Origin of the sequence: Rothia sp. L_38, from assembly GCF_050689125.1 — a bacterium.
Taxonomy (GTDB): domain Bacteria; phylum Actinomycetota; class Actinomycetes; order Actinomycetales; family Micrococcaceae; genus Rothia.
On the sequence record NZ_JBOEQD010000010.1, the window covers coordinates 54,767 to 79,576 of the forward strand.

At 60.2% G+C, this 24,810-nt stretch carries 28 protein-coding genes and 2 tRNA genes; 20 read left to right on the forward strand and 10 right to left on the reverse strand.

Annotated features, from left to right (window positions below; all coding sequences use genetic code 11):
- Nucleotides 1–3 precede the first annotated feature (3 nt).
- The gene (locus ACRCJM_RS08735; protein WP_431464654.1) at nt 4–441 is read left to right on the forward strand and encodes a DUF4233 domain-containing protein; all 438 of its coding nucleotides are present in this window, start codon (nt 4–6) and stop codon (nt 439–441) included.
- A 58-nt stretch (nt 442–499) separates the two neighbouring features.
- Nucleotides 500–916, forward strand: coding sequence for a nucleoside-diphosphate kinase (gene ndk, locus ACRCJM_RS08740; RefSeq protein WP_237186160.1), 417 nt, complete (start codon nt 500–502; stop codon nt 914–916).
- Nucleotides 917–994: 78 nt separating this feature from the next.
- On the opposite strand, the gene ACRCJM_RS08745 is transcribed toward ndk, so the two are convergent.
- On the reverse strand, nt 995–1,621 hold the full coding sequence (locus ACRCJM_RS08745; RefSeq protein ID WP_431464618.1) for a vitamin K epoxide reductase family protein: 627 nt from the start codon (nt 1,619–1,621) through the stop codon (nt 995–997).
- 530 nt (nt 1,622–2,151) lie between these two features.
- Here ACRCJM_RS08745 and ACRCJM_RS08750 point away from each other — a divergent pair.
- From ACRCJM_RS08750 to ACRCJM_RS08805, 12 genes are all read left to right on the forward strand, one after another.
- Nucleotides 2,152–5,346, forward strand: coding sequence for an Rne/Rng family ribonuclease (locus ACRCJM_RS08750; RefSeq protein WP_431464619.1), 3,195 nt, complete (start codon nt 2,152–2,154; stop codon nt 5,344–5,346).
- 480 nt (nt 5,347–5,826) lie between these two features.
- Nucleotides 5,827–6,138, forward strand: coding sequence for a 50S ribosomal protein L21 (gene rplU, locus ACRCJM_RS08755; RefSeq protein WP_135013897.1), 312 nt, complete (start codon nt 5,827–5,829; stop codon nt 6,136–6,138).
- A gap of 53 nt (nt 6,139–6,191) precedes the next feature.
- A complete protein-coding gene (gene rpmA, locus ACRCJM_RS08760) occupies nt 6,192–6,449 on the forward strand; it encodes a 50S ribosomal protein L27 (protein ID WP_135013898.1) in 258 nt (85 codons plus the stop codon).
- A 172-nt stretch (nt 6,450–6,621) separates the two neighbouring features.
- A complete protein-coding gene (gene obgE / locus ACRCJM_RS08765; protein ID WP_431464620.1) occupies nt 6,622–8,229 on the forward strand; it encodes a GTPase ObgE in 1,608 nt (535 codons plus the stop codon).
- A gap of 215 nt (nt 8,230–8,444) precedes the next feature.
- Complete coding sequence (gene proB / locus ACRCJM_RS08770; RefSeq protein ID WP_237205360.1) at nt 8,445–9,554, forward strand: glutamate 5-kinase; 1,110 nt, start codon at nt 8,445–8,447, stop codon at nt 9,552–9,554.
- A 94-nt stretch (nt 9,555–9,648) separates the two neighbouring features.
- Nucleotides 9,649–10,932, forward strand: a complete 1,284-nt coding sequence (locus ACRCJM_RS08775) for a glutamate-5-semialdehyde dehydrogenase (protein ID WP_431464621.1) — start codon at nt 9,649–9,651, stop codon at nt 10,930–10,932.
- Between the two features lie 135 nt (nt 10,933–11,067).
- Complete coding sequence (locus ACRCJM_RS08780) at nt 11,068–11,316, forward strand: hypothetical protein (RefSeq protein WP_185174615.1); 249 nt, start codon at nt 11,068–11,070, stop codon at nt 11,314–11,316.
- Between the two features lie 102 nt (nt 11,317–11,418).
- On the forward strand, nt 11,419–12,114 hold the full coding sequence (gene nadD, locus ACRCJM_RS08785) for a nicotinate-nucleotide adenylyltransferase (RefSeq protein WP_431464622.1): 696 nt from the start codon (nt 11,419–11,421) through the stop codon (nt 12,112–12,114).
- Nucleotides 12,115–12,205: 91 nt separating this feature from the next.
- Nucleotides 12,206–13,432 (forward strand): hypothetical protein, encoded by a 1,227-nt coding sequence (locus ACRCJM_RS08790; protein WP_431464623.1) that lies wholly within the window; start codon nt 12,206–12,208, stop codon nt 13,430–13,432.
- 59 nt (nt 13,433–13,491) lie between these two features.
- The gene (rsfS, locus tag ACRCJM_RS08795) at nt 13,492–13,944 is read left to right on the forward strand and encodes a ribosome silencing factor (RefSeq protein ID WP_135013821.1); all 453 of its coding nucleotides are present in this window, start codon (nt 13,492–13,494) and stop codon (nt 13,942–13,944) included.
- Between the two features lie 387 nt (nt 13,945–14,331).
- A tRNA-Ala gene (locus ACRCJM_RS08800) sits at nt 14,332–14,404 on the forward strand.
- Nucleotide 14,405: 1 nt separating this feature from the next.
- Nucleotides 14,406–14,481: transfer RNA gene (locus ACRCJM_RS08805), tRNA-Ala, on the forward strand.
- A 75-nt stretch (nt 14,482–14,556) separates the two neighbouring features.
- Here the strand turns inward: ACRCJM_RS08805 and ACRCJM_RS08810 are convergent.
- Nucleotides 14,557–15,345 carry a TatD family hydrolase gene (locus ACRCJM_RS08810; RefSeq protein ID WP_431464624.1) on the reverse strand — a complete coding sequence of 263 codons (789 nt, stop codon included), beginning with the start codon at nt 15,343–15,345 and terminating at the stop codon, nt 14,557–14,559.
- Nucleotide 15,346: 1 nt separating this feature from the next.
- Nucleotides 15,347–16,150: a tRNA threonylcarbamoyladenosine dehydratase gene (locus tag ACRCJM_RS08815; protein ID WP_431464625.1), complete on the reverse strand. Its 804-nt coding sequence runs from the start codon at nt 16,148–16,150 to the stop codon at nt 15,347–15,349.
- Between the two features lie 122 nt (nt 16,151–16,272).
- Between ACRCJM_RS08815 and ACRCJM_RS08820 the strand changes: the two genes are divergently transcribed.
- From ACRCJM_RS08820 to ACRCJM_RS08830, 3 genes are all read left to right on the forward strand, one after another.
- Nucleotides 16,273–16,497: a ribbon-helix-helix domain-containing protein gene (locus ACRCJM_RS08820; RefSeq protein WP_237206551.1), complete on the forward strand. Its 225-nt coding sequence runs from the start codon at nt 16,273–16,275 to the stop codon at nt 16,495–16,497.
- Nucleotides 16,494–16,841 carry a type II toxin-antitoxin system PemK/MazF family toxin gene (locus ACRCJM_RS08825; RefSeq protein ID WP_237206552.1) on the forward strand — a complete coding sequence of 116 codons (348 nt, stop codon included), beginning with the start codon at nt 16,494–16,496 and terminating at the stop codon, nt 16,839–16,841. The genes ACRCJM_RS08820 and ACRCJM_RS08825 overlap by 4 nt, the downstream gene beginning before the upstream one ends.
- Before the next feature lie 68 nt (nt 16,842–16,909).
- Nucleotides 16,910–17,242, forward strand: a complete 333-nt coding sequence (locus ACRCJM_RS08830; RefSeq protein ID WP_431464626.1) for a DUF952 domain-containing protein — start codon at nt 16,910–16,912, stop codon at nt 17,240–17,242.
- Nucleotides 17,243–17,515: 273 nt separating this feature from the next.
- Here the strand turns inward: ACRCJM_RS08830 and ACRCJM_RS08835 are convergent, their stop codons facing one another.
- Nucleotides 17,516–17,986 carry a DUF3817 domain-containing protein gene (locus tag ACRCJM_RS08835; RefSeq protein ID WP_431464627.1) on the reverse strand — a complete coding sequence of 157 codons (471 nt, stop codon included), beginning with the start codon at nt 17,984–17,986 and terminating at the stop codon, nt 17,516–17,518.
- Nucleotides 17,987–18,089: 103 nt separating this feature from the next.
- On the opposite strand from ACRCJM_RS08835, the gene ACRCJM_RS08840 reads away from it, so the two are divergent.
- The gene (locus ACRCJM_RS08840; RefSeq protein ID WP_237201324.1) at nt 18,090–18,434 is read left to right on the forward strand and encodes a DUF2200 domain-containing protein; all 345 of its coding nucleotides are present in this window, start codon (nt 18,090–18,092) and stop codon (nt 18,432–18,434) included.
- Between the two features lie 15 nt (nt 18,435–18,449).
- On the opposite strand, the gene ACRCJM_RS08845 is transcribed toward ACRCJM_RS08840, so the two are convergent.
- The gene (locus ACRCJM_RS08845; protein ID WP_431464628.1) at nt 18,450–19,004 is read right to left on the reverse strand and encodes an NADPH-dependent FMN reductase; all 555 of its coding nucleotides are present in this window, start codon (nt 19,002–19,004) and stop codon (nt 18,450–18,452) included.
- A 120-nt stretch (nt 19,005–19,124) separates the two neighbouring features.
- Between ACRCJM_RS08845 and ACRCJM_RS08850 the strand changes: the two genes are divergently transcribed.
- Nucleotides 19,125–20,111 carry an alpha/beta fold hydrolase gene (locus tag ACRCJM_RS08850; protein WP_431464629.1) on the forward strand — a complete coding sequence of 329 codons (987 nt, stop codon included), beginning with the start codon at nt 19,125–19,127 and terminating at the stop codon, nt 20,109–20,111.
- A 13-nt stretch (nt 20,112–20,124) separates the two neighbouring features.
- Here the strand turns inward: ACRCJM_RS08850 and ACRCJM_RS08855 are convergent, their stop codons facing one another.
- The 3 genes from ACRCJM_RS08855 to ACRCJM_RS08865 are packed head-to-tail and all read right to left on the reverse strand — an operon-like array spanning nt 20,125 to nt 21,435.
- Nucleotides 20,125–20,412, reverse strand: a complete 288-nt coding sequence (locus tag ACRCJM_RS08855) for a type II toxin-antitoxin system RelE/ParE family toxin (RefSeq protein ID WP_431464630.1) — start codon at nt 20,410–20,412, stop codon at nt 20,125–20,127.
- A 2-nt stretch (nt 20,413–20,414) separates the two neighbouring features.
- Nucleotides 20,415–20,684 carry a type II toxin-antitoxin system RelB/DinJ family antitoxin gene (locus tag ACRCJM_RS08860; protein WP_237201319.1) on the reverse strand — a complete coding sequence of 90 codons (270 nt, stop codon included), beginning with the start codon at nt 20,682–20,684 and terminating at the stop codon, nt 20,415–20,417.
- Nucleotides 20,685–20,742: 58 nt separating this feature from the next.
- Nucleotides 20,743–21,435, reverse strand: a complete 693-nt coding sequence (locus tag ACRCJM_RS08865; protein ID WP_431464631.1) for a LysE family transporter — start codon at nt 21,433–21,435, stop codon at nt 20,743–20,745.
- Between the two features lie 109 nt (nt 21,436–21,544).
- Here ACRCJM_RS08865 and ACRCJM_RS08870 point away from each other — a divergent pair, with 109 nt between their 5' ends.
- Nucleotides 21,545–22,789, forward strand: coding sequence for an MFS transporter (locus tag ACRCJM_RS08870; RefSeq protein ID WP_431464632.1), 1,245 nt, complete (start codon nt 21,545–21,547; stop codon nt 22,787–22,789).
- 29 nt (nt 22,790–22,818) lie between these two features.
- Here ACRCJM_RS08870 and ACRCJM_RS08875 read toward each other — a convergent pair whose 3' ends face one another.
- A complete protein-coding gene (locus ACRCJM_RS08875; RefSeq protein ID WP_431464633.1) occupies nt 22,819–23,907 on the reverse strand; it encodes an NAD(P)-binding domain-containing protein in 1,089 nt (362 codons plus the stop codon).
- A gap of 96 nt (nt 23,908–24,003) precedes the next feature.
- Nucleotides 24,004–24,750: a hypothetical protein gene (locus tag ACRCJM_RS08880; protein ID WP_431464634.1), complete on the reverse strand. Its 747-nt coding sequence runs from the start codon at nt 24,748–24,750 to the stop codon at nt 24,004–24,006.
- Between the last annotated feature and the right edge of the window lie 60 nt (nt 24,751–24,810).

Sequence of the window (24,810 nt, forward strand, 5' to 3'; positions counted from 1 at the left end):
ATGATGGCGAAAATGACGCGCGCCCAGCGTGAATGGCGGCCGGGCCAGCCCAAGAAACAGCGCTCCATCAAGGTCATGTTTACCTCGATGGTGCTGTCGCTCGAAGCCCTGGTTGCTTTCTTTGCCACCCTGGCAATCTTTGGCCACCACTTCAACGACCCCACCTGGGTCAAGGTGGTCATTTGGGTGCTGGGTCTAGCTCTGGCAGCAGCCCTGCTGGTCACACCGGCCTTCCTGAAGAAGCCCTGGGGCTACCACCTGGGCTACGGTCTGCAGGTTGCCCTGATTCTGGTGGGCTTTGCCCTGCCCTCCATGTTTTTTGTGGGAGCGGCTTTTGCTGTGGCCTACTGGTACGGGGTGACGCGTGGTGCCCGCCTGGACGCCGAGAACGCCGTCCGCGCCAAAGAGCAGGAGGAATGGGAGAAGGCTAACCCCGCCTAGCGGGCTGTCTGGTAGGGTAAGGGTGAAAACTCACCCTGACCTATCAAAGGAGATTGTCATGACCGAGCGTACCCTGATTCTGGTCAAGCCCGACGGTGTGGAGCGTAACCTCACCGGCCAGGTGCTGGCCCGTTTTGAGCGTAAGGGCTACCGCATTGCTGAGTTGAAGATGCTGGTTCCCTCCCGCGAGCTGCTCGAGCAGCACTATGCGGAACACGAGGGTAAGCCCTTCTACGAGCCCCTGGTGTCTTACATGGGCTCAGGCCCCGTGGTTGCTCTCGTACTTGAGGGCAACGGCGTGCTTGAGGGCGCCCGTACTCTCATGGGATCTTCCAACCCCACCACCGCTGCCCCCGGAACCATCCGCGGTGACTTTGGTCGCGACTGGGGCGAGAGCGTGCAGAAGAACCTGGTTCACGGTTCAGACTCAGCAGAATCAGCAGACCGCGAAATCGCGCTCTGGTTCGGTGCCTAAAAAGACCTGTCGCTAAGCAGAACAAAAAGGCCGGGGCCCTCGTACTGAGGGCCCCGGCCTTTTGCGGTGGGGAGGGGTTTAGAACATTCCCATAATCACATCGAAGAAGCGGATGAAGATAATGCCGAAGATCAAGATATAGACCAGGATGATAGAGAACCAGGTCCAGTTGGGGGCAGCCTGACGGATGCTCTCAGAGGTCGGGATAACCCCTGCATGGATGTTGCGGGTGGTGACCTTCACGAAGATTGCGGTTTGCATAATCCACACCACCATGCAGAAGAGGCAGAGGGCGTTGATGTCGAAGGTGGTGTTGTACCAGAGCCAGAGCACAAAGGCCATGGCCAGGGTATGACCCACCTGCATGGCGACCCAGTACCAGCGGGCGAAGGACGCCCCGGCAATCAGAGCGGTAGAGATAGTCAGCACGATAGCGTAACCGGCGATACCGATAAAGGGGTTGGGGAAGCCAAAGGCTTCTGCCTGCCAGGTGCGCATGACGGTGCCGCAGTTGAGCAGGGCGTTGATATCGCAGACCGACCGGTGGGCGCCGTCCATATAAATCTGAAGTCGCTCGTAGACCAGCATGGCGGCGGCTCCGAAGGCCAGCAGGCCGGGAATGAGGGTGAACCAGCCGAGCCTGCGATCGAGCTGGGCCTGGCTGATACCGCTCTCAGTATCGGGGGTGTTCACGGGGGTAGACACAGTGAATCCTTAGGCTGTATAAAACTTTCTTTCCCCATACTACGGGGCAGGCTCCAAGCCCGCCCGGTTTTGCGGGGTGGGGGCAGGTTTTCTTTACTAAGTTCCCAGGTAAGGACGCCCGGGGCGAGCTGGTTTGGGCAGGGCGGCTCGGTGCGTGGTGAGTTCGGTTCTAGATGGGGTGAAAAGAGCCCGGGTGTGAGAGAATGGGTGTGGTAGTGTGCCGCCCGCACGCGGTGGCACTACCCAGCAGGCACCCCGAAACGGCCGGTGACGCACTGCCTACCCGCAGGCGTCCTTACCGTCAAGCCCCCATCAAGTGCAGCCCTAGCGCTGCCTCGGGTTGTTGCCGCTGGCCCGGTTCCCCTCGGTATGGAGCACAGAAGCCTTGACCTGCCGAGTACGCCAAGGAGCTCACGGTTGAGCCGGGTAGCCAAGGATTTCGGCGGACCACCTTCAGGGTAGGGACTGCCGACTACAGGCAAGACCACTGGTGCGGCAGGGGCATACGAACACAAGGAGAGTGAACGCTGATGAGCAGCGAACAGTCCGAGGTTGTAGAAAACCTCGAAGAAACCCAGGCTGCAGAAGCTACCGCAGCCGCTGAACAGGTTGCCGAAGTAAGCACCGAGGTCGAAGAGGCCCAGGCCAAGGGCCCCGAAGCGAAGGCCGTTGTACAGGCTGAAGAGGCCACCGAGCCTCAGCCCGACGAGGCAGAAGAGGGTAAGCAGGCTGCTGAGGCTCCCGCCGCAGAAACCGAGCCTGCCGAAGAAACCACAGATGAAGTAGCAGAAACTGAGGCAGAGTCTGCAGAAGCAGAAACAGAAGAAACCGCTAAAGAGCCTGCCGCTCCTCAGAAGAGCCTGCGCGAGCTCAAGGAAGAAGAGCTAGCCCAGGTCAACGCCGCTGTGAGCTCAAACAATCTGCTCTTCTACTCGCCCAACATGGACGAAATCATGGAGCAGCTGCGGGCCGAAAAGGAAGCCCGCCGTGAGGCCGAAGAAGCTGAGCGCCGTGAGCGCCGCCTGGCTGACCTTGACCCCGAAATCACCTCCCACCGCCGCCGTCGCCGCCGCCGTGGGGATGCCGATCTGGAATTTGAAGGCGGTACCGAGGGCGACCCCGAGGACACCATTGTTAAGGTGCGCGCCCCCCGCCTGTCTGACTCTCACAGCACCAACCGGGTTACCGGCGTCCGCGGCTCAACCCGCCTGGAAGCCAAGCGCATCCGCCGCCGCGAAACCCGCGCCACCGGCCGCCGCCGCCAGATCATTACCGAAGCTGAGTTCCTGGCCCGCCGCGAGTCCGTCGACCGCCAGATGCTGGTCCGTCAGAAGGACGACCGCATCCAGATTGGCGTGCTCGAAGACGGCGTTTTGGCCGAGCACTTTGTGTCCAAGACCCAGCAGGACTCCCTGATTGGCAACGTCTACCTGGGCAAGGTACAGAATGTTCTGCCCTCCATGGAAGCTGCCTTCGTCGATATTGGCCGCGGCCGCAACGCCGTACTCTACGCCGGCGAAGTGAACTGGGACGTCACCGGCCTCGACGGTGCCCCCCGCAAGATCGAAAACGCCCTCAAAGCAGGCGACTCGGTCCTGGTGCAGGTCACCAAAGACCCCGTCGGCCACAAGGGCGCCCGCCTGACCAGCCAGGTCTCCCTGCCCGGCCGCTACCTTGTCTACGTGCCCGGCGGATCCATGACCGGTATCTCCCGCAAGCTGCCCGACGTTGAGCGTCAGCGCCTGAAGAAGATCCTCAAGGACCGTCTGCCCGAGGACGCCGGCGTCATCGTCCGCACCGCCGCAGAAGGTGCCAGCGAAGAAGAGCTGAGCAACGACATCAACCGCCTGCGCGTGCAGTGGGAAGAAATCAAGGCCAAGAGCGAATCCCGCAAGGTTCTGGCCCCCGAACTGCTCTACCAGGAACCCGACCTGACCATCAAGACCGTACGCGATGTCTTCAACGAAGACTTCACCTCCATGATGGTGCAGGGCTCAGACGCCTGGGACTCCATCGAAGCCTACGTTACCTACGTTGCCCCCGACCTGCTGGATCGCCTGAAGAAGTGGGAAGAGGACGACGACCTCTTTGACCACTACCGGATTGAAGAGCAGCTGGCTAAGGCCCTGGACCGCAAGGTCTACCTGCCCTCCGGCGGCTCCCTGGTCATTGACCGCACCGAAGCGATGACCGTAGTGGACGTCAATACCGGCAAGTTCACCGGCTCCGGCGGCAACCTGGAAGAGACCGTCACCAAGAACAACCTGGAAGCGGCCGAAGAAATCGTCCGCCAGCTACGCCTGCGCGACATCGGCGGCATCGTGGTCATCGACTTCATCGACATGGTGCTCGAGTCTAACCGAGACCTGGTACTCCGCCGCCTGGTAGAGTGCCTGGGCCGTGACCGCACCAAGCACCAGGTTGCCGAAGTAACCTCCCTGGGCCTGGTACAGATGACCCGCAAGCGCATGGGCACCGGCCTGCTCGAAGTCTTCTCAGAACCCTGCGAAGCCTGCGCCGGCCGCGGCATTCTCGTGCACGACCAGCCCCTCAAGGGCCGCTCCGGCGGCGCTAGCGACTTCATCCACCGCGCCGAACGCGATGACCGCAAGCGCTACCGCAACCAGAAGACCCAGAACCGCCGCGACTTCACCGAGATTGACGAAGAGACCGAGCAGAAGACCGAGGCCCGCAAGGCTGCCCTGGCCAACATCGTTGCCGCCAGCGCCCACCACGAGGACGAGCAGGGCGAGACCGAGTCTAAGTCAGCCCGCAAGCGTAAGCGCCGCAAGCGCAACCGCCGCGCCGAGGCCGGCCTGGAGCTAGAGAACCAGCAGAATCAGGACGCCCGCGGCGAGCAGGTGCTCACCATCGGCGACGAGGTCATTGAGCTGCCCACCGGGGCGGACGCCGACACCGAAGAGAGCATGGGGGAGCAGGGCTCCTTCACCCTCGAATCCCTGGCTGCCGTCTTTGACGCCGACGCTGAGAACGAGACCGAAGGGTCTTCCGAGGAACGCTCAAAGGGCCGTGGCCAGTCCAAGCGCCGGGGCGGTAAGAAGCGCGAAGAGATTTCAGCAGATGACTTCTCAGCCAACTCCGACGCGTCTATGGACGTAGACCCCGAAATTGACTCCCGCTTCACCCAGAACTCATCCCGACTCGACGCCATCCGCGCAGGAGAAGCCCGCGCCCGCGCCTCCCAGAAGGCCGGACGCGACTACGAACCCCGCGACGGCGAAGAATCAACTACCTCAGGTGAGCGCTCTGGCCGTAACGACCGAGCCGGCCGTGCAGACCGCACCGACCGCCGCGGCACCCGCAACCAGGACGAGTCAGGTAAGGGCCGCACCCGCAAGCCCCGCCGCGCCTCAAGCTCCGACGTCAAGTACGTCGCCCCCATCGAGGTCGCAGCAGACCCGGCCGTCACCGGTGTCGCCACCCCCGGTAAGAAGGTCGAAGCACCCAGCGAAACCCCCGCCGAGGCGTCCGCACCCTCAGCTGCCGCAAGCGAAGCGCCCCGCAAGAAGCGCCGCTCCCGCCGCGCCGTCAGCTCAGGTGCCGGCTCCACCGAGGTACGCACCGAAGAGGTCAAGGCCGCAACCGGTAGTTCCGTGGTAGCCAGCATCGACCAGGCAGCCAAGCCCGCTGCATCCAGCGATGACGCCCCCGTCATGCTCGGCGTCGGCGTCTCAGCTGCAGAGATCAAGCGGGCAGGTAAGTAAGAAGGCGATGAAAGGTAAATCAGGCTCGCAGCGAAGCTGCTGGCTCGGCGGCTGGCGTGAATCGCTGGTGATGAGCACCGAGATTCCGAGCGCGCGAGGAAAATAAATCTCGGTGCGAATCTGGCGAGCTTGCGAGCCAGCTAGCGAACCAGCGAGAGGGTCGGCAGCGAGCGCGAGCCTGATTTACCGTCACCCGTACCCCTTACTACGCCCTGAGGGCTTCACCACATATCTTGCTCAGCACCGGCTCACCACGTAAACTGGTGAGTCGGTGCTGTTTCCACAAGCAAGCGTTAGCGTGGACTCAGCTAGGCATATTCCATCCGGGATAAGGCCACACCATCTCAAAACGACAGAACCTGAAACCGCCCGGTACGTACTGAGCAAACCGGGTCACCACCTTGCTGTTGAGCCCGAGTTCCTTTCAGGAAGACTCGTTTTGAACCATTAAAATGACGTCAAGAAGAAGTGAGTTCCCAAGTGGCATACGCAATTGTCCGCGCTGGCGGCCGCCAGGAAAAGGTCTCAGTTGGAGACCTGGTTACCCTTGACCGCGTCGCTGGCGAGCCCGGTAGCACCATTGAGCTGCCCGTGCTGATGCTGGTTGACGGCGACAAGGTCACCGTTGATGCAAAGTCCCTGGCTTCAGCCAAGGTCACCGCAGAAAAGATCGAAGACCTCCGCGGTCCTAAGATCGTTATTCAGAAGTACAAGAACAAGACCGGTTACAAGAAGCGTCAGGGCTTCCGCGCCGAACTGACCACCGTTAAGATCACCGCGATCAACGCATAAGTTCAGCTTAGACTGGTTTTACCCCAACATTCTTTGACCTAAGGTAGGCATCAATGGCACATAAGAAGGGCGCAAGCTCCACCCGCAACGGCCGTGACTCAAACCCCCAGTACCTCGGTGTTAAGCGCTACGGCGGCGAAACCGTCAACGCAGGCGAAATCCTCGTTCGCCAGCGCGGCACCCACTTCCACCCCGGCAACAACGTAGGCCGCGGTGGCGACGACACCCTGTTCGCTCTGGCAGCAGGCAAGGTCGAATTCGGTACCCGCAAGGGCCGCAAGGTAGTCAACATCCTTGCAGCCGCTGAGTAAGGTCTAAACACCTCACCTCAGTAGAAGGGCGATTACGGGGCAACTCGTAATCGCCCTTTTGCGTACCTCACCTCCGCAAAGCCGCCCAAGGAGCGTCCGGCCACAGACCGGCACCGGGGCGACCCTGTAAACTAGATAACCAAACCAAACTTTATTGAAGGAGCTTGCACTCGTGGCAGAATTTGTAGATCGCGTGGTCCTACACGTAACCGGTGGGCACGGTGGGCACGGCTGTGTCTCGGTTCGCCGTGAGAAGTTTAAGCCCCTCGGTGGCCCCAACGGCGGTAACGGCGGCAAGGGCGGCGACGTCATCCTACGCGTCGATGCCCAGACCACCACCCTGCTTGAATACCACCACAGCCCCCACCAGAGCGCCCCCAACGGCGACATCGGCCGCGGCGATATGTCCCACGGCTTCAACGGCCAGGACCTCATTCTGCCCGTTCCCCAGGGCACCGTCGTCAAGGATCGTGACGGAAACGTACTGGCCGACCTGGTTCGCATCGGCGATGAATTCGTCGCAGCAGAAGGCGGCATCGGCGGTAAGGGCAACGCCGCCCTAGCTTCCACCAAGCGCAAGGCCCCCGGCTTTGCCCTGCTCGGTATTCCCGGATCCACCCGCGATGTCGTGTTGGAACTCAAATCCATTGCAGATGTCGCGCTGGTGGGCTACCCCTCAGCCGGTAAGTCCTCCCTGATTGCCGCGATTTCAGCAGCCCGCCCCAAAATCGCTGATTACCCCTTCACGACCCTGATTCCCAACCTGGGTGTGGTCCAAGCCGGCGACACCCGCTACACCGTAGCTGACGTTCCCGGCCTGATTGAGGGTGCCTCCGAGGGTAAGGGCCTGGGCCACCGCTTCCTGCGCCACGTTGAGCGCTCCAGCGCCCTGGTGCACGTGATTGACTGCGCCACCCTAGAACCCAACCGCGACCCCATCAGCGACTTCGACGTCATCCGTGGTGAACTGGAAAACTACGAGGTTGACCCCACTGCCGGCGTCACCGTCCCTCTGAACGAGCGCCCCCAGATTATCGTGCTCAACAAGATTGACGTGCCCGAAGCGCGTGAGCTGGCTGAGTTCGTCCGCCCCATGTTTGAAGAGCGCGGCTACCGGGTCTTCGAAATCTCAACCGCCTCCCACGAGGGCCTCAAGCAGCTGACCTTCGCCATGGCAGAGCTGGTTGAAGCAGACCGCAAGGCCCGCAAGAAGAGCAAGAGCGCCCCCGCAGAAGATGTTGCTGTGGTCAAGCCCAAGGGCTTCCGCTCCAAGAAGCGCCAGGAATTCATCATCCGTAAGGAAGAGCGCAACCTTGAGCCCCTCTTCCGAGTCATTGGTGAGAAGCCGGAGCGCTGGATTAAGCAGACCGACTTCAACAACGACGAAGCCGTGGGCTACCTGGCTGACCGCCTCAACCGCCTGGGCGTTGAAGATGAGCTCTTCAAGGCCGGTGCTGTTGCCGGTGATGCCGTGGTGATCGGTGAAGAAGTTGACGCCGTGGTCTTTGACTGGGAGCCCACCATGGTTGGCGGCGCCGAGCTGCTCTCATCCCCGCGCGGTACCGATGCCCGTCTTGAGGAAATCATTCGCCCCACCCGTGCCCAGCGCAAGGCTGAGTTCCATGAGCGTATGGACGCCAAGGCTGAGGCTCGTGCCGAGCTTGAGGCTGAGCGCGTGGCGGGTATCTGGACCGAGTCTGTCGACGAGGCCCGTGCCGCTAAGGCCAAGGCAGCTAAGGCTGAAAAGCGGGCTGCCAAGCGCGCGGCAGAGGAAGAGTAAGAGGGGCTAGGGCGGTTTTCTTCGCCCCGCTCTTATTTCACTATGTGTAAGGAGTCGCCCCGGGTAGTGTGCCCGGGGCGACTCTGCTGTATATTCATAGAAGCTAAAGTTAACACTTTAAGGGAGCTAATCAATTGGATTTGAAGGACGCCTTCCAGGCCAGCGCCGAGTCACGCGGCAAGCACCGCCGCAGCCCCATCATCGAACGCTCCGATATGCCACGGGCTAAGCGGATTGTGGTGAAGGTTGGCTCTTCGTCCCTGACCTCTATCGAAAACTCCCTGGACGAGCTGGCTATCGCCACTATCTCCGATGTGCTGGCTAAGAAGAAAAAAGAGCACCCCTCTATCGAGCTGGTCTTTGTGTCCTCGGGTGCTATCGCTGCCGGCCTGGCTCCGCTGGGTCTGTCGCGCCGTCCTAAAGATTTGGCAACCCAGCAGGCGGCGGCGTCCGTCGGCCAGTCCCTGCTGATGAGCCGCTACACCGATATCTTTACCCGCTACGGCGTCACCGTCTCCCAGGTGCTACTGACCGCTGAAGACCTCATGGCGCGGGACCGCTACCAGAACGCCCACCGCCAGTTAGAGCGCCTGCTCGATTTGGGGGTCATGCCCATTATCAACGAGAACGATGCGGTAGCAACCCGCGAAATCCGCTTCGGCGATAACGACCGTATCGCAGCCCTTGTGGCCCACACCGTCAAAGCCGACGCCCTGCTTCTGCTCTCTGATGTGGATGCCCTCTACACCCGTCACCCCGACCAGGGCGGCGAACGTGTGAGCAGCGTGCGCAACGAAGCTGACCTGGCTGGCCTGTCGATTGGGTCGGTGGGGTCTGCCGGTGTGGGATCCGGTGGCATGGTGACGAAGGTGAAGGCTGCCCAGGTGGCGGCGGCGTCCGGAATTCCTGCCCTGGTGACCAGCGCGGCTCACGCCCGCGCCGCTTTTGCCGGTGAGGACGTCGGCACCTGGTTCTACGCCACCGGCGAGCGCCGCCCGGTGCAGACCCTCTGGCTGGAGCACCTGGCCGATATTGAGGGCTCAATTACCGTGGATGCGGGCGCTGCTGCCGCCCTGCGCCGCCGTCGTTCTTTGCTGGCAGCCGGTGTGCTGGGTGTTCAGGGCTCGTTTGAGGGTGGCAGCCCCGTGGCGATTGTTGATGAGGGCGGCGAGGTGCTGGCTCATGCCCTGAGTTCTTATACTGCCGGTGAGACCGCCCAGATGGTGGGTCTGCACACCGAGCAGATTCAGCGCACCATGGGGGAGACCTACGACGGTACGGTGGCGCACGCCGATAATATTGCGCTGGTGGGCCCCTCCCAGTAGTAATCACCGGCCCCTAGTAATACTGGGCCCTTGTGCGGGTGCGCCGGTAGGATAGTTTCAAGGTTGTTCAACCCCTATACGTAAGGAGATGCTCATGGGCGAGCAGGTAAACGTGAGTGACGATGTGATGCGGCAGGTCACCGATATGGCGGTGGACGCCCGTATCGCCTCCCGACGTCTGGCCAAGGCCGATACCCGCTGGAAGAACCGGGCTTTGCTGGCTGTTGCCGATTCACTCGAAAAGCATACGGCGGTGATTATCGAGCAGAACGCCCAGGATCTTGAACGGGAGCGGGAAGCCGGTATGAGCGAGGCCATGCTGGACCGCCTGCGCTTGACCGAGCACCGGGTGGTTGAGCTTGCGGACGCCCTGCGCGAGCTGGTTGCCCTGCCCGACCCGGTGGGGGAGCTGGTACGAGGTTCAACCCTGCCGAACGGCCTGCGGATGCAGCAGGTGCGGGTGCCCCTGGGCGTGGTGGGTGCTATCTATGAGGCCCGCCCCAACGTAACGGTTGATATCGCTGGCTTAGCTATTAAGGCCGGTAATGCGGTGATGCTGCGCGGCGGTTCAGCTGCTGCCAAGAGCAACCAGGTGATTGTTCGTATTATCCGTGATGCCCTGCACGCTACCGGCCTGCCGATTGACTCGGTGCAGTCGGTGGACGAGTTTGGTCGTGAGGGCGCTGCAGCTCTGATGCTGGCCCGCGGGTATATCGATGTGCTGATTCCGCGGGGTGGTCGCAGCCTGATTCAGTCGGTGGTGCAGAACGCTAAGGTGCCGGTGATTGAGACCGGTGAGGGCAACTGCCACATCTTCCTCGACGTCACCGCTGATCCGGCAAAGTCCGCTGAGATTCTGGTCAACGCTAAGACCCAGCGGCCGGGTACCTGCAATACCGTAGAAACCCTGCTCCTGGCCGAGGGCGCGAAAGCCGCCCCGGGCGTCCTTGCGGCCCTGGCTAAAGCGGGGGTTACCCTGCATGCGGACGCCGCCACCCGCGCTATCCTGCCCGAGGGCGTAGATGCGGTAGAGGCAACCGAGGAAGACTGGGCCACCGAGTACGGCTCCCTGGACTTGGCTGTTAAGACCGTGCCTGATGTGCGCGCCGCTATTGCCCACATCCGCGAATACTCCACCGGCCACTCCGAGGCGATTCTGACCAACGATATCGCTAATGCCGAGAAGTTTATTCGCGACGTTGACTCCGCGGCAGTGTACGTGAACGCCTCGACCCGGTTTACGGACGGCGGCCAGTTCGGCCTGGGTGCTGAGGTTGGCATCTCGACCCAGAAACTGCACGCCCGCGGCCCGATGGGCCTAGAGCAGCTCACCACCACCAAGTGGATTGTGCGCGGCGACTGGCACAGCCGCGACTAAAAGCAGAAAAATCGCACCTGCTACCGGGTAAAGTCCCGCTCATAGAGCGCAAAACCCGGTAGCATGGTAGATAAACCCATACTTTGACCGCACTGGCGCGGCCACACACCGCCCAGCCTCGAAAGGTACACACACATGTTTTCATCTGTACTTGCATCAGGCGCCACCGTACTTGCCTCAGAAGAAGGTAGCCACCAGCTCGAACTGCTCGGTATGCCCACCTACTGGTTCGCCATCATCGGCTTCATTGTCTTCGGCATTCTCTTCCTGATTACCATCTCATTCTCAGGCCGCGGCGTTGTACGCCCTGACCACGCAGCAGACCACCTCTCCCACGAAGAGACCGAGGCCCTGCGCGACTACCAGAGCAAGCACAAGCGCTAAACATTTCTCCACCATACTTCGGCGCGGTGCCCGCACCATCCCCGGTAACCGGGGCGGCGGGCCCGCGCCGAAGCCGTACATACAACAGCGAGCAGGAGACCCGTGATTCGTCCCGCCCATGAGATCCGCCGTGAGCTCGGAATCCCCGAACCCGACCCCGCAACCACCCGCGTGGGCGTCATGGGCGGTACCTTTGACCCCATCCACCACGGGCACCTGGTTGCAGCCAGCGAAGTCGCTGCCGTGCTGAGCCTCGACGAAGTAATTTTCGTGCCCACCGGCAACCCCTGGCAGAAGGCCAACAAACAGGTCACCGCACCGGAACACCGCTACCTGATGACCGTTATCGCCACTGCCTCAAACCCGCGCTTCACCGTGAGTCGAGTTGATATCGACCGGCAGGGCCCCACCTTCACCATCGACACCCTCACCGACCTGCGAGCCGAGCGGCCCCATGACGAGTTCTTCTTTATCACCGGTGCCGACGCGATGAGCCAAATTACCACCTGGAAGGACGCCCACAAGATGTGGGATCTTGCCACCTTCGTGGCCGTTACCCGCCCCGGGCACGAACTGACCGTGCCTGAAGAGGCGCAGGGGCGCGTCCGCGTCATCGAAATCCCAGCAATGGCTATCTCATCAACCGACATCCGTGACCGAGCCCGCAACGAGCTGCCCGTCTGGTACCTCGTACCGGACGGGGTGGTGCAATACATCCACAAGTACCATCTCTACACCGGCGACTCGGCCAGCGCCCAGGGCAGTGGGTATGTAGCTGGCCTGCCTCGCCTCAAATAAAACCGCACGCTATCGGCCAAAGAGCAGTGACCACCTGTCTGGCTTGGTAGCATTAAGCACAAGTACCAGGCATCCCACTCAAGGAAACACTGTGAGCACACGACCCGATCAGGCCGCAGACGGCCAGAACGACGAGACACCCGCCTACCTCACCGAAAGCTACGTCACCGAGGACGGGCTAGAGATTCCACCCCCCACCCGACCCATGGGCCCGCGCCGTCTCAGCCGCTACTACGAAGAGGTTGCCGAATACCTGCGCGCCCTTCAGCGTGGCGACGAAGAGCTCCCCGAGGTTCCCATGTTTATGGGCGCTATCGAGGGTATCGAGGTGGAACAAGACCCCGCCCGTTCCCTGGTTGATCTTTCACAGATGGGTAGCATCAGCAGCGGGGAAGGCGAAAAGCTTGATGTTGACTTCGACAGCACCCGCGCGACCGTCGTCGAAGACCCCCTGGCCCACATTGACCAGCAGGTCTTGGGAACTGAATACTCTGAGGTAGCTGACGCCACTGAAACTCATGACTTTGCTTCAGCAACCGGTGAGATCACCGGTGAAAGTGACTTCGTCAGTGTTGATGAGCTTCAGGAGGAAGAAGTCGAAGCTGATCGTGAGGCCCCTGAAGAAACCAGCACTAGCGAGATCCAAGAGGGCCTTGAGGTAGTAGAGGAATCTGTTGCCGAGGGGGACCCGACCGTCACCACTAACCCCGATGCTATAGCCGCCATCATCGCCCGCGCCAAGACCAAGGACGAAGAACAACGCGCAAACAGCCCCGAAGAAAGTGAAGCGGATCTAGAAGAAGAAGCTCAAAGCGGGCCTGTTACCGAACTCTTTACCGCTGGCCAGCACACACCAGACCTACCAGCGCCCGTCCGCGCAGTTGATGCCCAGGGCCTTGACCTTACCGAAATCGACAGCGCCGATGTGACTGACCCAGCCGCCAGCACCCTAGCCAGTGACAGCACCGGTGCGGTAGACTCTGATAGTTCTGAAGAAACTGCCGAGGCCCCCGAAGGGTACACCTACGAGCCGCAGGCAGAAGAGGACGAAGAGACCACCGAGTCTGCACCTGAGACCCCGGCAGCGGCCCCCGGCCCCGACCAGGAAGAAGACGCTCAGCGCTTCAACTTCGCAGGCACCGTCAAACAGACGGACGAAGCCCCCTCCGGCGACCTTGCCGAAGTGGAACAAGAAGCAGCAGCAACCTACAACCCAGAAACATCAGAGGGGCGATCTACCGGCGCAATCGTAGCCGTCGTGGGCCTCCTGCTTCTCGTGCTTGTGCTGGCTACCGTGTGGTTCCTTTTCTTCAGGTAAAGATTTAGTTGAATGAGACCCCAAAAAGTTTGGGGAATGATTTGCTCGGAAAGGGCGAAATGACTGCAGCTGCAGAGTCTATTGAAGCGTTGAAGGTAGCCGCACGCGCGGCTGACGACATGCAGGGTACCAACCTGCTGGCCGTTGACGCTTCTGACATTATGGGTTTGATCGACGGCTTCCTGGTCGTCTCAGCCCACAACGAACGCCTGGTCAACGCAATTGTTGACGAGGTTGAAGATAAGCTCCGTGAAGAACTGGGCCTCAAGCCCCTGCGCCGCGAAGGCCGCGCAGAAGGCCGCTGGGTACTCCTGGACTTCGGCGACATTGTAGTGCACGTACAGCACGAAGAAGACCGCGCCTTCTACGCCCTCGACCGCCTCTGGGGCGACGCCCCCCGCATCGACCTGGGCCTAGACAGCGAAGCCGGTGCCGTTGACACCGAAGGCGCCGAAGCTGACTTCGAAATCATCACTCCCGAAGCGGACCTGATGAACCAGCGCGAAGACTAGAAGCTTAGCGTAAGAGGGGTTGCGCAGGCTCGCGCTGGATGGAGCCCAGCAGATTCCGAGCGCGCGAGGAAACAAATCTGCGGGCGGAATAGGCGCAAGCCTGACCCTCACGCCCCGCCTTGCGGCGGATTTCGTTCGCTCTTGTGTGCTCGCGCGCTCGCACCCGCTCACTTCATCCGAGCCAGCAGCTTCGCTGCGAGCCTGCTCCACCCAACTTCCCTGCGTTAGGGGAGTAGGGTGGGGCGTCCTTTCGTTGACAGAGGGTGAACAGCCTATGAATATTATGTGATGCAGTTCATAGGCGCTGGTGGGGTCTCGATTTGCATGAGCCCTTGTGGGTGCCATAAGATAGAACAGTCGCCGCGAGAGCGGGGAATAAATGAATAAGGGGCTATGGCGCAGTTGGTAGCGCGTCTGCATGGCATGCAGAAGGTCAGGGGTTCGAATCCCCTTAGCTCCACGGGGGTATGGCGCAGTTGGTAGCGCGTCTGCATGGCATGCAGAAGGTCAGGGGTTCGAATCCCCTTACCTCCACCACTAAGGTCTCGGCAATCAAGAATTGCCGAGACTATTTTTATGCCCTCAATGGGCTCAGCCAGTGAGCCTGGGGTGCTAAAGAGAGTAGAGCCGTCTCTGGTTCTCTCGCAAAATCGGGGCAAAGTCCTCGCCGCGCTCAGCCGAAATGCGCTCGACAAGGCGGCGCAGGCGTCCGCCCACATCTTGCGCAAAAAGCTGGACGTCAAGCGCATCGGTAGGCTGCTCGGGCAAATCTGTCTCCAACAGCAGGCGGTCAGCGGGCACCTGGCGGACGTACGCCCGTCCGCGCTTGCTCTCAACCATCTGCGGATGAACCGAAATGCACCCACCTGCCCTCACCAGCCGGGTCAGCTCGTCACTCGTGCCCCCAAACCTGTGAACCACCGGAACAAGAGGGGAGCTGGGCACATCAAGCTCCTCAAAAAGATCAAGCATCACCGTTGTTGCGCGGACGGCGTGCAAAGACAGCACATAGGGCTTCTCAGCTGGTTGCCCATCCGCTGCCTGGAGAACCGCACTCACAATGCGGCGCAGGGTCTCTACCTGTAGGTCGGCAGGGGAGGACTCAAGGCGGCGGGGCAGAAAATCTAAACCAATCTCACCAATAAACCGGGTGCTTCTCACCTCAGCCTCAAAAATCTCAAGCTCAGCCTCAACCTGGGTAGGCGAGGCCACCTGCCAGGGGTGAAAACCGAGAGATAGCAGGGGGCCATTCGGGGCAGTCACCTGCCGAAGCTCCCGGTAGGCTGAGGGCTTCAGGGTCTGGGCAACCACCTGGACGCCCTGGGCCCGCAGCGCTTCGTCAAACGCTGACCGAAGCGCCGGGGCCAGGAAGTCATAGTGAAAGTGGGTATCAAGCAGCATACTAGCGGGGCTGAGGCAGGTGCTGACCTGCGGCGTCCTTCTCTCCCGCCTGGGAACCCAGGTAGGGAGGTGCCGGAATCTTTTCCATACCGGCCAGCTGACGAATCACCTTACCCGCCAACATCTGCCCCATAATCGGGGGCATGTAGCTCATCGACCCCAGGGTCTCACCCTTAGCCTTTGCCCCGGGGGCCTTCTCCACCTTGAAAGGCAACTCGGTGGAAAAGAGTACCTCAAGACCGTAAATCTGGCGCTTGCGGCACTCGGCGCGAACCACCTTCGACATAGAACAGTTGTAGGTGCGGCGGATATTAGCGAACTGGAGCATGGTCGGGTCAAGACGGTTCGCCGCGCCCATGGAGGCCACTAGGTTCAGGCCCCGCTCAGCAGCCCACTGGTAGACAGCCAGCTTCTGGGTGATGGTGTCGATGCAGTCAATGACGTAGTCAGGGCGGGGGAACTTATCCAGGGTCTCAGCCAGGTTATCGGGGGTGAGGAAGACCCGCTCGGCGGTGACGGCGCAGTCGGGCTGGATCTCCTTAATCATGCCCTCCATGACCTCGGCCTTGACCTTGCCCAGGGTGGAGGTAAAGGCCAGGGCCTGCCGGTTGATGTTGCTTTCTTCCACGACGTCGCGGTCCAGCACAATCAGGTTACCCACACCGCCGCGGGCCAGAGCTTCCGCGCAGGCTGAACCTACGCCGCCAAGACCCAGCACCATGACGGTGGAATCCTGAAGTTTCTGCAGGCCCTCGTTCTTAAACAGTAGCTTCAACCGGGCAAAACGTTCGCTCTCAACACCCACAGGGTCTCCTCGAAAAGTCAGTGTGTCTAACCTGGTCATTATGCCATACGGGCGGGAGCAGGGCGTGTGCCTGATGGGTTGAGGTCTTGAGCAGCAGTTAACCCAGTCGGTAGGATTGAGGTATGACCACCAAAATTAGTATCAGCTTAGCGGACGAAACGGTTGAGGCTCTCGACCGTTTTATCGCACAAAGGAAATTTGCTTCTCGGTCATCTGCCATTAAAGCAGCCATTGATCAGATGACATCCGTAGACCTCACTGATGAATACGCCAGAGCACATCGGGAATGGGCAGAGTCTGGTGAAGAAGATGTATGGGGTCAGACTTCAGGAGACGGTCTTGTATGAGACGGGGCGACGTTTACTGGGTAGATTTTGAGCCTGCCCGAGGGAATGAACCCAACAAGAAAAGGCCAGCCATCATCGTAAGTAGGGATGAATCGAATACTTATGTAGCCCATCACGGTATAGGGACGCTGACGGTTGTTCCATTGACCTCTAATACTAGATTTATTGCTTCGTTTCAGGTGCTCTTGACCCAGGACGAAATCGGCCTATCTACCGACTCAAAAGCCCAAACAGAACTTATAAGAACAGTATCTGTGGATCGTATTGGCGACTATATTGGTACCTTATCGAGAAATAAAGTTTGGGAACTAGATGAGGCTTTGAAAGTTCATTTGAATCTGTAAGCAGCCAAATCAGGGTAGAGGTATTGGTATTTGAAAACAGGTAGTGCACGTTTCTCGGAGGAACTTTAGTGACGATTTATCACATAGCTTTGCCCGAAGAATGGGAACAAGCGCAGAAACTTAAGGTGTGGGTTCATTCTACGCGTGGAGTGAGTATCAACGAGCAGGGATTCTTGCATGCTTGCGCGGATATGGATCAGGTAAAGCGAGTTTCAGACTTCATCTATGGTGACAGGCCAGATATTCTCGTCCTTGAAATCGACCCCCGTAAATTAGAGCCTGCTGGGTTCACTGTTCGATGGGAACCAGCAGACCCTTCTAATCCTAGTTCCGAGTTGTTTCCGCATGTTTATGGAGGACACCTACCCCTGTACCTGTTCAAAGTTCTCCATCGCAAGTAGGTAGTACAAGCACATCCAAAGATTGGTGGTACGCGAAAGTGCGTCATATAGGCCACGTAGCCTAAGACGAACCAAGGGTAAAAGGGTGATTCAGCATCAACCACTTAGGTCTATTTGAGACGGCATGATGCTGTTAAGATAAAAACGTACCGGGCAAATCTGCCCGGTACGTTCAAAATCAAATAGAGGAGGTTTAGAAGTGGTAACGACACTTCTGAACCTAGTTCTGATTCTAGCTGCGCTGGTAGCGATTGTCGATAGCCTTAGTATTTGTTAGTTCTTGGGCACGGGCGGGCCCGCCAGCAGGAGTACCACGAAGAGCAGAACCACGAAGGCAAGTAGCAGGACGCTGGCCAGGGCAGGCTTGGCCAGCACCCAGGCCTGAGCTTTCTCCAGCAGGCCGGACGGCGCCGCCCCGCCAGGTGCCAGTCGCCAGCCCCCGCGCAGTAGACCCCGCTTATCGAGGAAAAGCTCAAAGGGAACCGTCGCAAAGGGAATCACCGACAGAAGCAGACCGGCGATGCCCACGGGAGCCTTCCACTGCTGCTTCACCCAGGTAAACACCGTCACCACGCAGTAGCTCAGAAAAACAAACCCGTGAATACCACCGGCAATGGGCACAATATTGGTCACGCCGGTACCCCGCAGAATCAGGGCCGTAATCAACAGGGCCCAGGTAATCATCTCAGCGGTAGCAAAAATACGGAAGAGCGCCCGAGGGGTGGGCTTAGAATCTGGTCGCATGGGGCCTTTCAGAGTGAATGGAAGATAGACAGCAAAGGGTTTATCACCGCTACCTACTGTACAGGTTTACCGCAGGTGGGGGCAGGGCACTAAGCTTGGGATCATGACCCACAAAATCTTTGACATGCCCCTAGCTGAAGTATGGCCCCACTACCTGGCCAAGGTAGAGCGCAAGGGCCAGGACACCGCCCTGGTAGAGACCGTTACCTGCTGGCTGACGGGTTACAGCCCTGCTGACCTGGCCCGCCACCTTGAGGAGCGGACGTCCTTCCGTGACTTTTTCGCCTCAGCCCAGCTCAACCCCGCCGCGCACCTGATAACCGGCTCCATCTGCGGCTATAAGGTGCAGGAGATTGAAGACCCCCTCATGCAGCAGATTCGCTACCTCGACAAACTCGTTGACGAGGTAGCCAAGGGCCGTCCGCTCGAAAAAATCTTGCGGTCCTAACCTCTCCACCTGGGCTTACTGTAGAGCCTCACTCAAAGCCGTATCCAGGGCGGGTAGGCCCTGCTCGTAGTCGGCAAAGGCGGTGGCGGCATCCGCTATCTTACCCTCGGCATCGTACATGGCCCGGCTCAGCTTGATATTGACGGCGGCTGGCATCAGCACCAGGCCGTAGTTGGGGCAGGCTAGCTCAAACTGGGCCGCCGACTTCAACCCGGCCCCAAAACCGTAGGACACCACCGCAATCGGCTTGCCCTCCCACTCGGCAAAGAGATAGTCCATAGCATTCTTGAGTACGGCAGGTACACCCCCGTTATACTCGGGCAGGGCCACCACAAAACCGTCAAAGCCAGAAACCAGCTCAGACCAGTCGCGGGTGTGCTGGTGCTGGTAAGGAGCCCCCGATTTAGGGGAAGCTGGCTCATCGAAGTGAGGTAGGTTCTGCTCCGCTAGGTCAATGATTTCGTAGGTGTGGTTACCCAGGGCATCCAGCCGCTCCTGTGCCCAGGCGCCCACCGCCGGGCTAATGCGGGTAGGACGGGTAGACCCAAGAATAAGACCGATTCGGGCCACAATAACTCCTCTAGCTTGATTAGGGCGGTTTATCCCAGTGTAAAGGGGTGGGGCTTCTATACAGTAACGTATAACCAAACGAGCTGACCCAGGTACACAGGTCAGGGAAGAGAGAAGGCTATGACCACCATCGTCCTTTTCCATCACGCAGCGGGGCTGACGGACGGCGTCCGCGCGCTCGCTCACCGCCTGGAGGCTGCCGGGCACCTGGTTTTTACCCCTGACCTGTACGACGGGCACCGCTTCACCACCATCGAAGAAGGTATGACCCATTACCAGCAGCTTACTCCTGAAAAGCTCCTGGCCCGGGCGCAGGCTGCCGTAGCGGCACTCACCGGCCCCTTTGTGGTAGCAGGGGTGTCTCTGGGGGCGATGGTCGCCCAGACCCTGGCCCAGACGGATGCCCGCGCCCAGGGCCTGCTCGCCCTGGAGGGCTTCGTTGACCCTACCTACCTGCCCGGTGCCCTGCCGGTTTCCTTCCCGGTGGCGATTCATGGCGGTGGCGCTGATACCTGGTTTGCTGAGGACGCTCCGGCAGCCCTCGCCTACACTGCTTCATCAGCTTCAGCCAGCTGCGAAATCTACGAGGGAGCTGAGCACCTCTTCACCGATTCGACCTGGCCAACTTATTCACTGGGGCTGACTAGCCTGGTGGTGGAGCGTGCCCTGGCCTGGTTAGCTGACCTGCCTGAGCATAGCCGGGAAGGCTTTAGTCTGCCCGATGCAGATACGGTGGGGGAGTACGGGGAGCCTGGGCCTCTCAGGGATAAGCTGGTGAAAGCGCTTCTGAACGGGCAGAAAACAGTAACCTCTTCTCTTTACAGGCACTACGTGGAATCTGGCGAAGATCTGCCAGGTGTGGGGCAGACCGAGCTGGTGATTGACTCAGCCGGTCAGCCCGTGTGCCTACTTGAAACAACCCGGTTGGAACTCGTGGAAGCTCACGATGTTACCAACGAATTTGTGCGGGCCGAGGGTGAAGGCTTTGACAGCTGGGATGAGTGGTGGAAGGCCCACCGAGTTTTTTGGTCACAGGGAGATGAGGGCATGCCCGTAACTCCCAAAGACCTGGTGGTCTGCCAGTGGCTCAAACTCGTAGCCCCATAAAGGGCATGATGGTTCAAAAGAGGTCGTCGTGTGTTCCTGTTCGCAGGAAATATGCGTGAGTTTTGGTTGTTCTCCAGATTAATAGCCAGTCACCGGCATTTGCCACGTGGCATTCCTTTGCGCCTGCCCAGTTGCCTTTCAAAGTGTGCATTCGGTGGCGACGCCGCAGTTCTTCCATGGAATCCGGTGAATTGTCCAAAATTAGCTCAGTGACAGATTTCAGATGCTCAAGGTTGACCCGTTTTTTCTGAAGCTTTTTAATATCTCGTGCGAAAGCTGGTGTGTATTCGGGTAGAAGCACGATTAGATTCCTAGGTCATTAAACATGTCCTGGGCATTCTTAAATCTGCTGGTGCCCTCCTTTTCCATCGTCAGTGAATCAGAGATGGATTCTTGGGTTTCTGCGTTTGGCTGGGGATATTCCAGGGTAAGCGGTATGCGCTGCTCGCGTACTACCTGGCGGTAGAAGGCGCGGGTGATGGACGATAGGTCTAACCCAAAGTCTTCGGCAATACGGGCTGCTTCGCGCTTGGTTGCTTCGTCAACTCGCACAGTTACAGTCGATGTTGTCATACAAATACACTCCTTTGTCGTACAACCAGTCTATGCCCTCCATGCCCAGTCGGGAACCCTAGTGCCCTGAAAAAACCATGAGGGCAGCCACCAGAATGAAGAGGGACCCAAAGACCCGGTTCAAGATTCTCTGCCCCCGCTCAGAATGGGATAGCTGAGTCAGGGATTTGGCAACCACAGCGAAACCGCCCCACATGACCACTATGTCTATGGCAACCATAGTGCCCGCGAGCACCAGGTATTGGGGCAGCTGCGGGGCGTCCGGCCGCACGAACTGGGGCATGAAGGCCAGAATAAAAACGATGGCCTTGGGGTTGGACATATTCACCCAGAAGCCCCGATTAAAAAGAGCCAGGGGAGCACCCGGGGCCAGGCGCCCGATCACGCGGGTGCGGCGTCCTTTCCCCGCCGGGGCGGACGCACCCGCCCCACTTTCTGCCTCGTCGCGGGCTTGCTGCGGGGTTTCAGGGCGGGCAAGAATCATGCGTAACCCGAGGTAAACCAGGTAGGCAGCCCCACCGTAGCGAATTACATCGAAAAGTACCGGCGAATTAGCGACCACTACGCCCAGGCCAGCGGCCACAATGGCGATCTGCACCACCAGGGCCAGCTGCTGGCCCATGACCGTGAAAAAGGCCTTCTTCCAGCCGTGCAGCAGGGAGGTCGTCATGGTGTTGACGGCACCGGCACCGGGAGTCAAAGAAATCACCAGGCAAGCAGCGACAAGGGAAAGCCAAAGGGTAAGGGTCATAGCTCCTCATAGTAGCGAAAAACCCACAGCGCAGAGGAGGCTGCTTCACACAGTGAATTCCGGGGGGCAAGGACCCTGAACCCTGCCGCACCTCAGTAAACTAAAACTCATGAACACCCACCAGCAGCGCCGCGTCCTCTGGGCTCTGGCCCTCACCCAGGTCTTTGGCACCATCGGGGTAGGGGCAGCCCCCTCCATCGGGGTGCTCCTAGCTAGTGAAGTCACCCAGAACGAGGCACTGGCAGGGATTGCCCGCACCGCCTCCACCTTCGGGGCTGCCCTCTTCGGCATACCGCTAGCCAACCTTGCAGCCCGCACCAGCCGCCGTACCGCCCTCACCACCGGCTGGGCCACCGCAAGCATCGGCGCCACCCTGCTGGCCTTCGCAGCCTCCACCACCAGCATCACCCCGGTAGCCCTGGGCCTGCTCCTTATGGGAGCAGGCTCCGCCGCCGCCCTCCAAGCCCGCTTCGCAGCGACCGACCACGCCACCGACGCCAACCGCGGCTCAGCCCTCAGCTTCATCGTCTGGGTAGGTACCATCGGCTCCGTCCTCGGCCCTAACATTGGCACCCCGGCAGCCGCGCTCGCGCCATCCCTGGGCACCAACCTCTATAGCGCAGCTTTTGCCCTGGCGGCTATGGCTATGGCCGCCGCGACCCTGCTGGTCTTCACCCTCCTACCCGGTACAGGCAAGGACGCCGCACCCGGCCTACCCGGGGCAGGGCGGGAGGAGCGGGCGTCCGCCCCGAAGAAACCCACCCTGGGCACTAAAATCGGGGCCTTTACCCGCGAAATTGCGGGCAACCGGCAGGCTCGGACTGCTGCCATCAGCCTGCTGTGTGCGCATATGGTGATGGTGTCGGTGATGACCATGACCCCGGTCCATATGAACCACCAGGGTGCCGGTATCGAAATTATCGGCCTGACCATCAGCCTGCACGTGCTGGGCATGTACGGGCTCTCACCCCTGATGGGGCTGGGCGCAGACCGGCTGGGGGAGCGCACCATGATACTCATCGGCACCGTCCTGCTCTTAGCAGCGGTAGCCCTTGGCGCTATCGCCCCGCACCGGGAAACTGCCATGGTGGTTAGCCTAATCTTGCTGGGGCTGGGCTGGTCGGCAACCTTTGTTGCGGCCTCCGCTCTCTTTGCGGCGTCCTTGCCGGCTGAAAGCCGCACCCGGGCAGCCGGTGGTCTGGACTCTCTCACCAACCTGGGCGCGGCAACCGCTGCCCTGGCTTCGGGATTTATTATGGCAGCGACATCCTTCCCGGCCCTGGCCTGTATTTCGGCCTTGGCACTGCTGCCCTCATTCGTTCTCAACCGGTCGGTCTCTGGGCGGGGTCGGTAGCAGCGGCCGAGAAACGGGTGATGAGCCCGCTAGCGGGTCAGCAGCTTGTGGAGCTTGCGCACCGCGATTCGACCAGCCCGGTTGGCCCCCACCGTCGATTGGCTGGGGCCGTAGCCGATGAGGTGTAGACGGGGCTGGGCGGCTACCTGGGTACCGTCCATCTGAATGGCGCCCAGCTCGTTGCGCAGATGCAGCGGGTCAAGGTGGGCGAGTGCCGGTTTAAACCCGGTAGCCCACAGGATAGTGTCAAGGTTGGTGTGGCTACCGTCAGCCTCAATCACGCCGGTTGCGTCGATGCTGCCGAACATGGGGCGGCGGTTCAGGGCGCCGCGGGCTTTGGCGGCCCTGGCGTAGGGCGTCCACCCCAAGCCGGTGTAGCTGACGACCGACCCGGTGGGGACCCCAGCCTCAGCGTCGGCGGTGACGCGGGCTACCACGTCACGCCCGTATTCGGTATTGAACTCGGTTTTGCGGAAGACCGGTTCGCGCCGGGTGTACCAGAAGGTGGTGGCAACCCGCGAGATTTCCTCAAGCTGTTGCACCGCTGAGATACCGCCGCCCACAATCGCGACCCGCTGGTCGGCGAAGTCCTCGAGTCGTAGGTAGTCGCGGGTGTGAAGTTGCCGCCCCTGAAAGGATGCCTGCCCCGGGTAGGCGGGCAAGATGGGGTTATTCCAGGTGCCGGTGGCATTGATGATTGCTGCTGCCTGCCAGGTGCCGTTGGTGGTGGCGAGTTCGAAGGGTAGGTCGGGGTTGCCGGTCGCGGTAACGGCAAGGACGGCGACCGGCCGGGCGATAGCCAGTTCTTGGGCTGCCTCGAAGTCGGCGAAATAGGAGGGGATAGCCCGTTTGCTGGGCTCGGTCAGCTCTACATGGGGCCGGGGAAAGTCGGGGAGGTCAAAGATGTTGTTGACGGTGGCCATGGTCAGGGAGTCCCAGCGGTGGCGCCAGGCGCCGCCGGGCCCTTCAGCCGCATCGAAGGTGATGTAGGTGAGTGGGGCTGTGGGGTGGGTCAGAGCATTGGCGTAGCCGCGCTGGGCTAGGTGGTAGCTGGCCGATAGGCCGGCCTGTCCGCCGCCGATGACGATGACGGTGGCCTGGCGGATCATATGATTCATAGGTGCTCTTCCGCTTGAATGGCGATAGTGTGCGGGCTGGTCAGCATAGTCTGTCTCAACCCGCAGGGTGGTGGGCTACGTGAAGTAAGTAAGGCGTTACAGTTCTAAAAACTCATCCAGGGGCATGCTGGCTATCAAATGAGGGGTGCCGCTTCCATCGGGAGCGAAGATGAGGGTCCAGCCTGCGTCTGGGTAGAAACCGTAGGCTTTATCGAATTTACCCTGGTGGGTAAAAAGGACGGTGTTGGTTCCCGCAGGTGGGGGAGTAACGGTGCGGTTGCGCAGGCCCTGGAGTGAGGCTTCAAGTTCTTGGTCATCGGTGAAGTTGAGGGAGCCGGTTAGGTCGCGGTTGATTTCAACCGGCACGTCCATGGCTTGATCAGCGTGCTGGTAGACAAAATAGTATTCGCTGGAGAGAGCGCTAGAAACCGGGATTCCTAACTCCTCATATTTTGCCGCAAGCTCGTTCATGCTCTCGATGCTGGACTCGGAAATGCGCTGACCGTCATCGATGAAACCTTCAGGTGCTGGCGAGGGGTTGGATGGGCGCATCGCCCCGGTGTACCGGTGCACAATCACGAGCCCTCCTTCGGCAAGCTGCTGGGTAAGATTGCTGGGTGTTTCTGGTGATGTATCGCCCAGGTTATCGCTGGTGGCTGTAACTAGTTCGGTGCCAGCCGAACTGGTTGAGGTGTCTGCGTTACTCTCTGGTGAGCGAGCTGAGGTGGACGTAGTGCTGCTCTGGCTCTGTGCTGTACCGGTGGGTTCTGCTGCCTGCGGTGAACTGCAGGCCGCTAGTGTGAGTAGAGCCAGGGTTGCTATTGCTGGTTTGATGGGTTTCATCTCTTCTCCTTTGAAGATACGTGCTGAAACCCAGTCTAAAACTCAATTACTTTCAATATC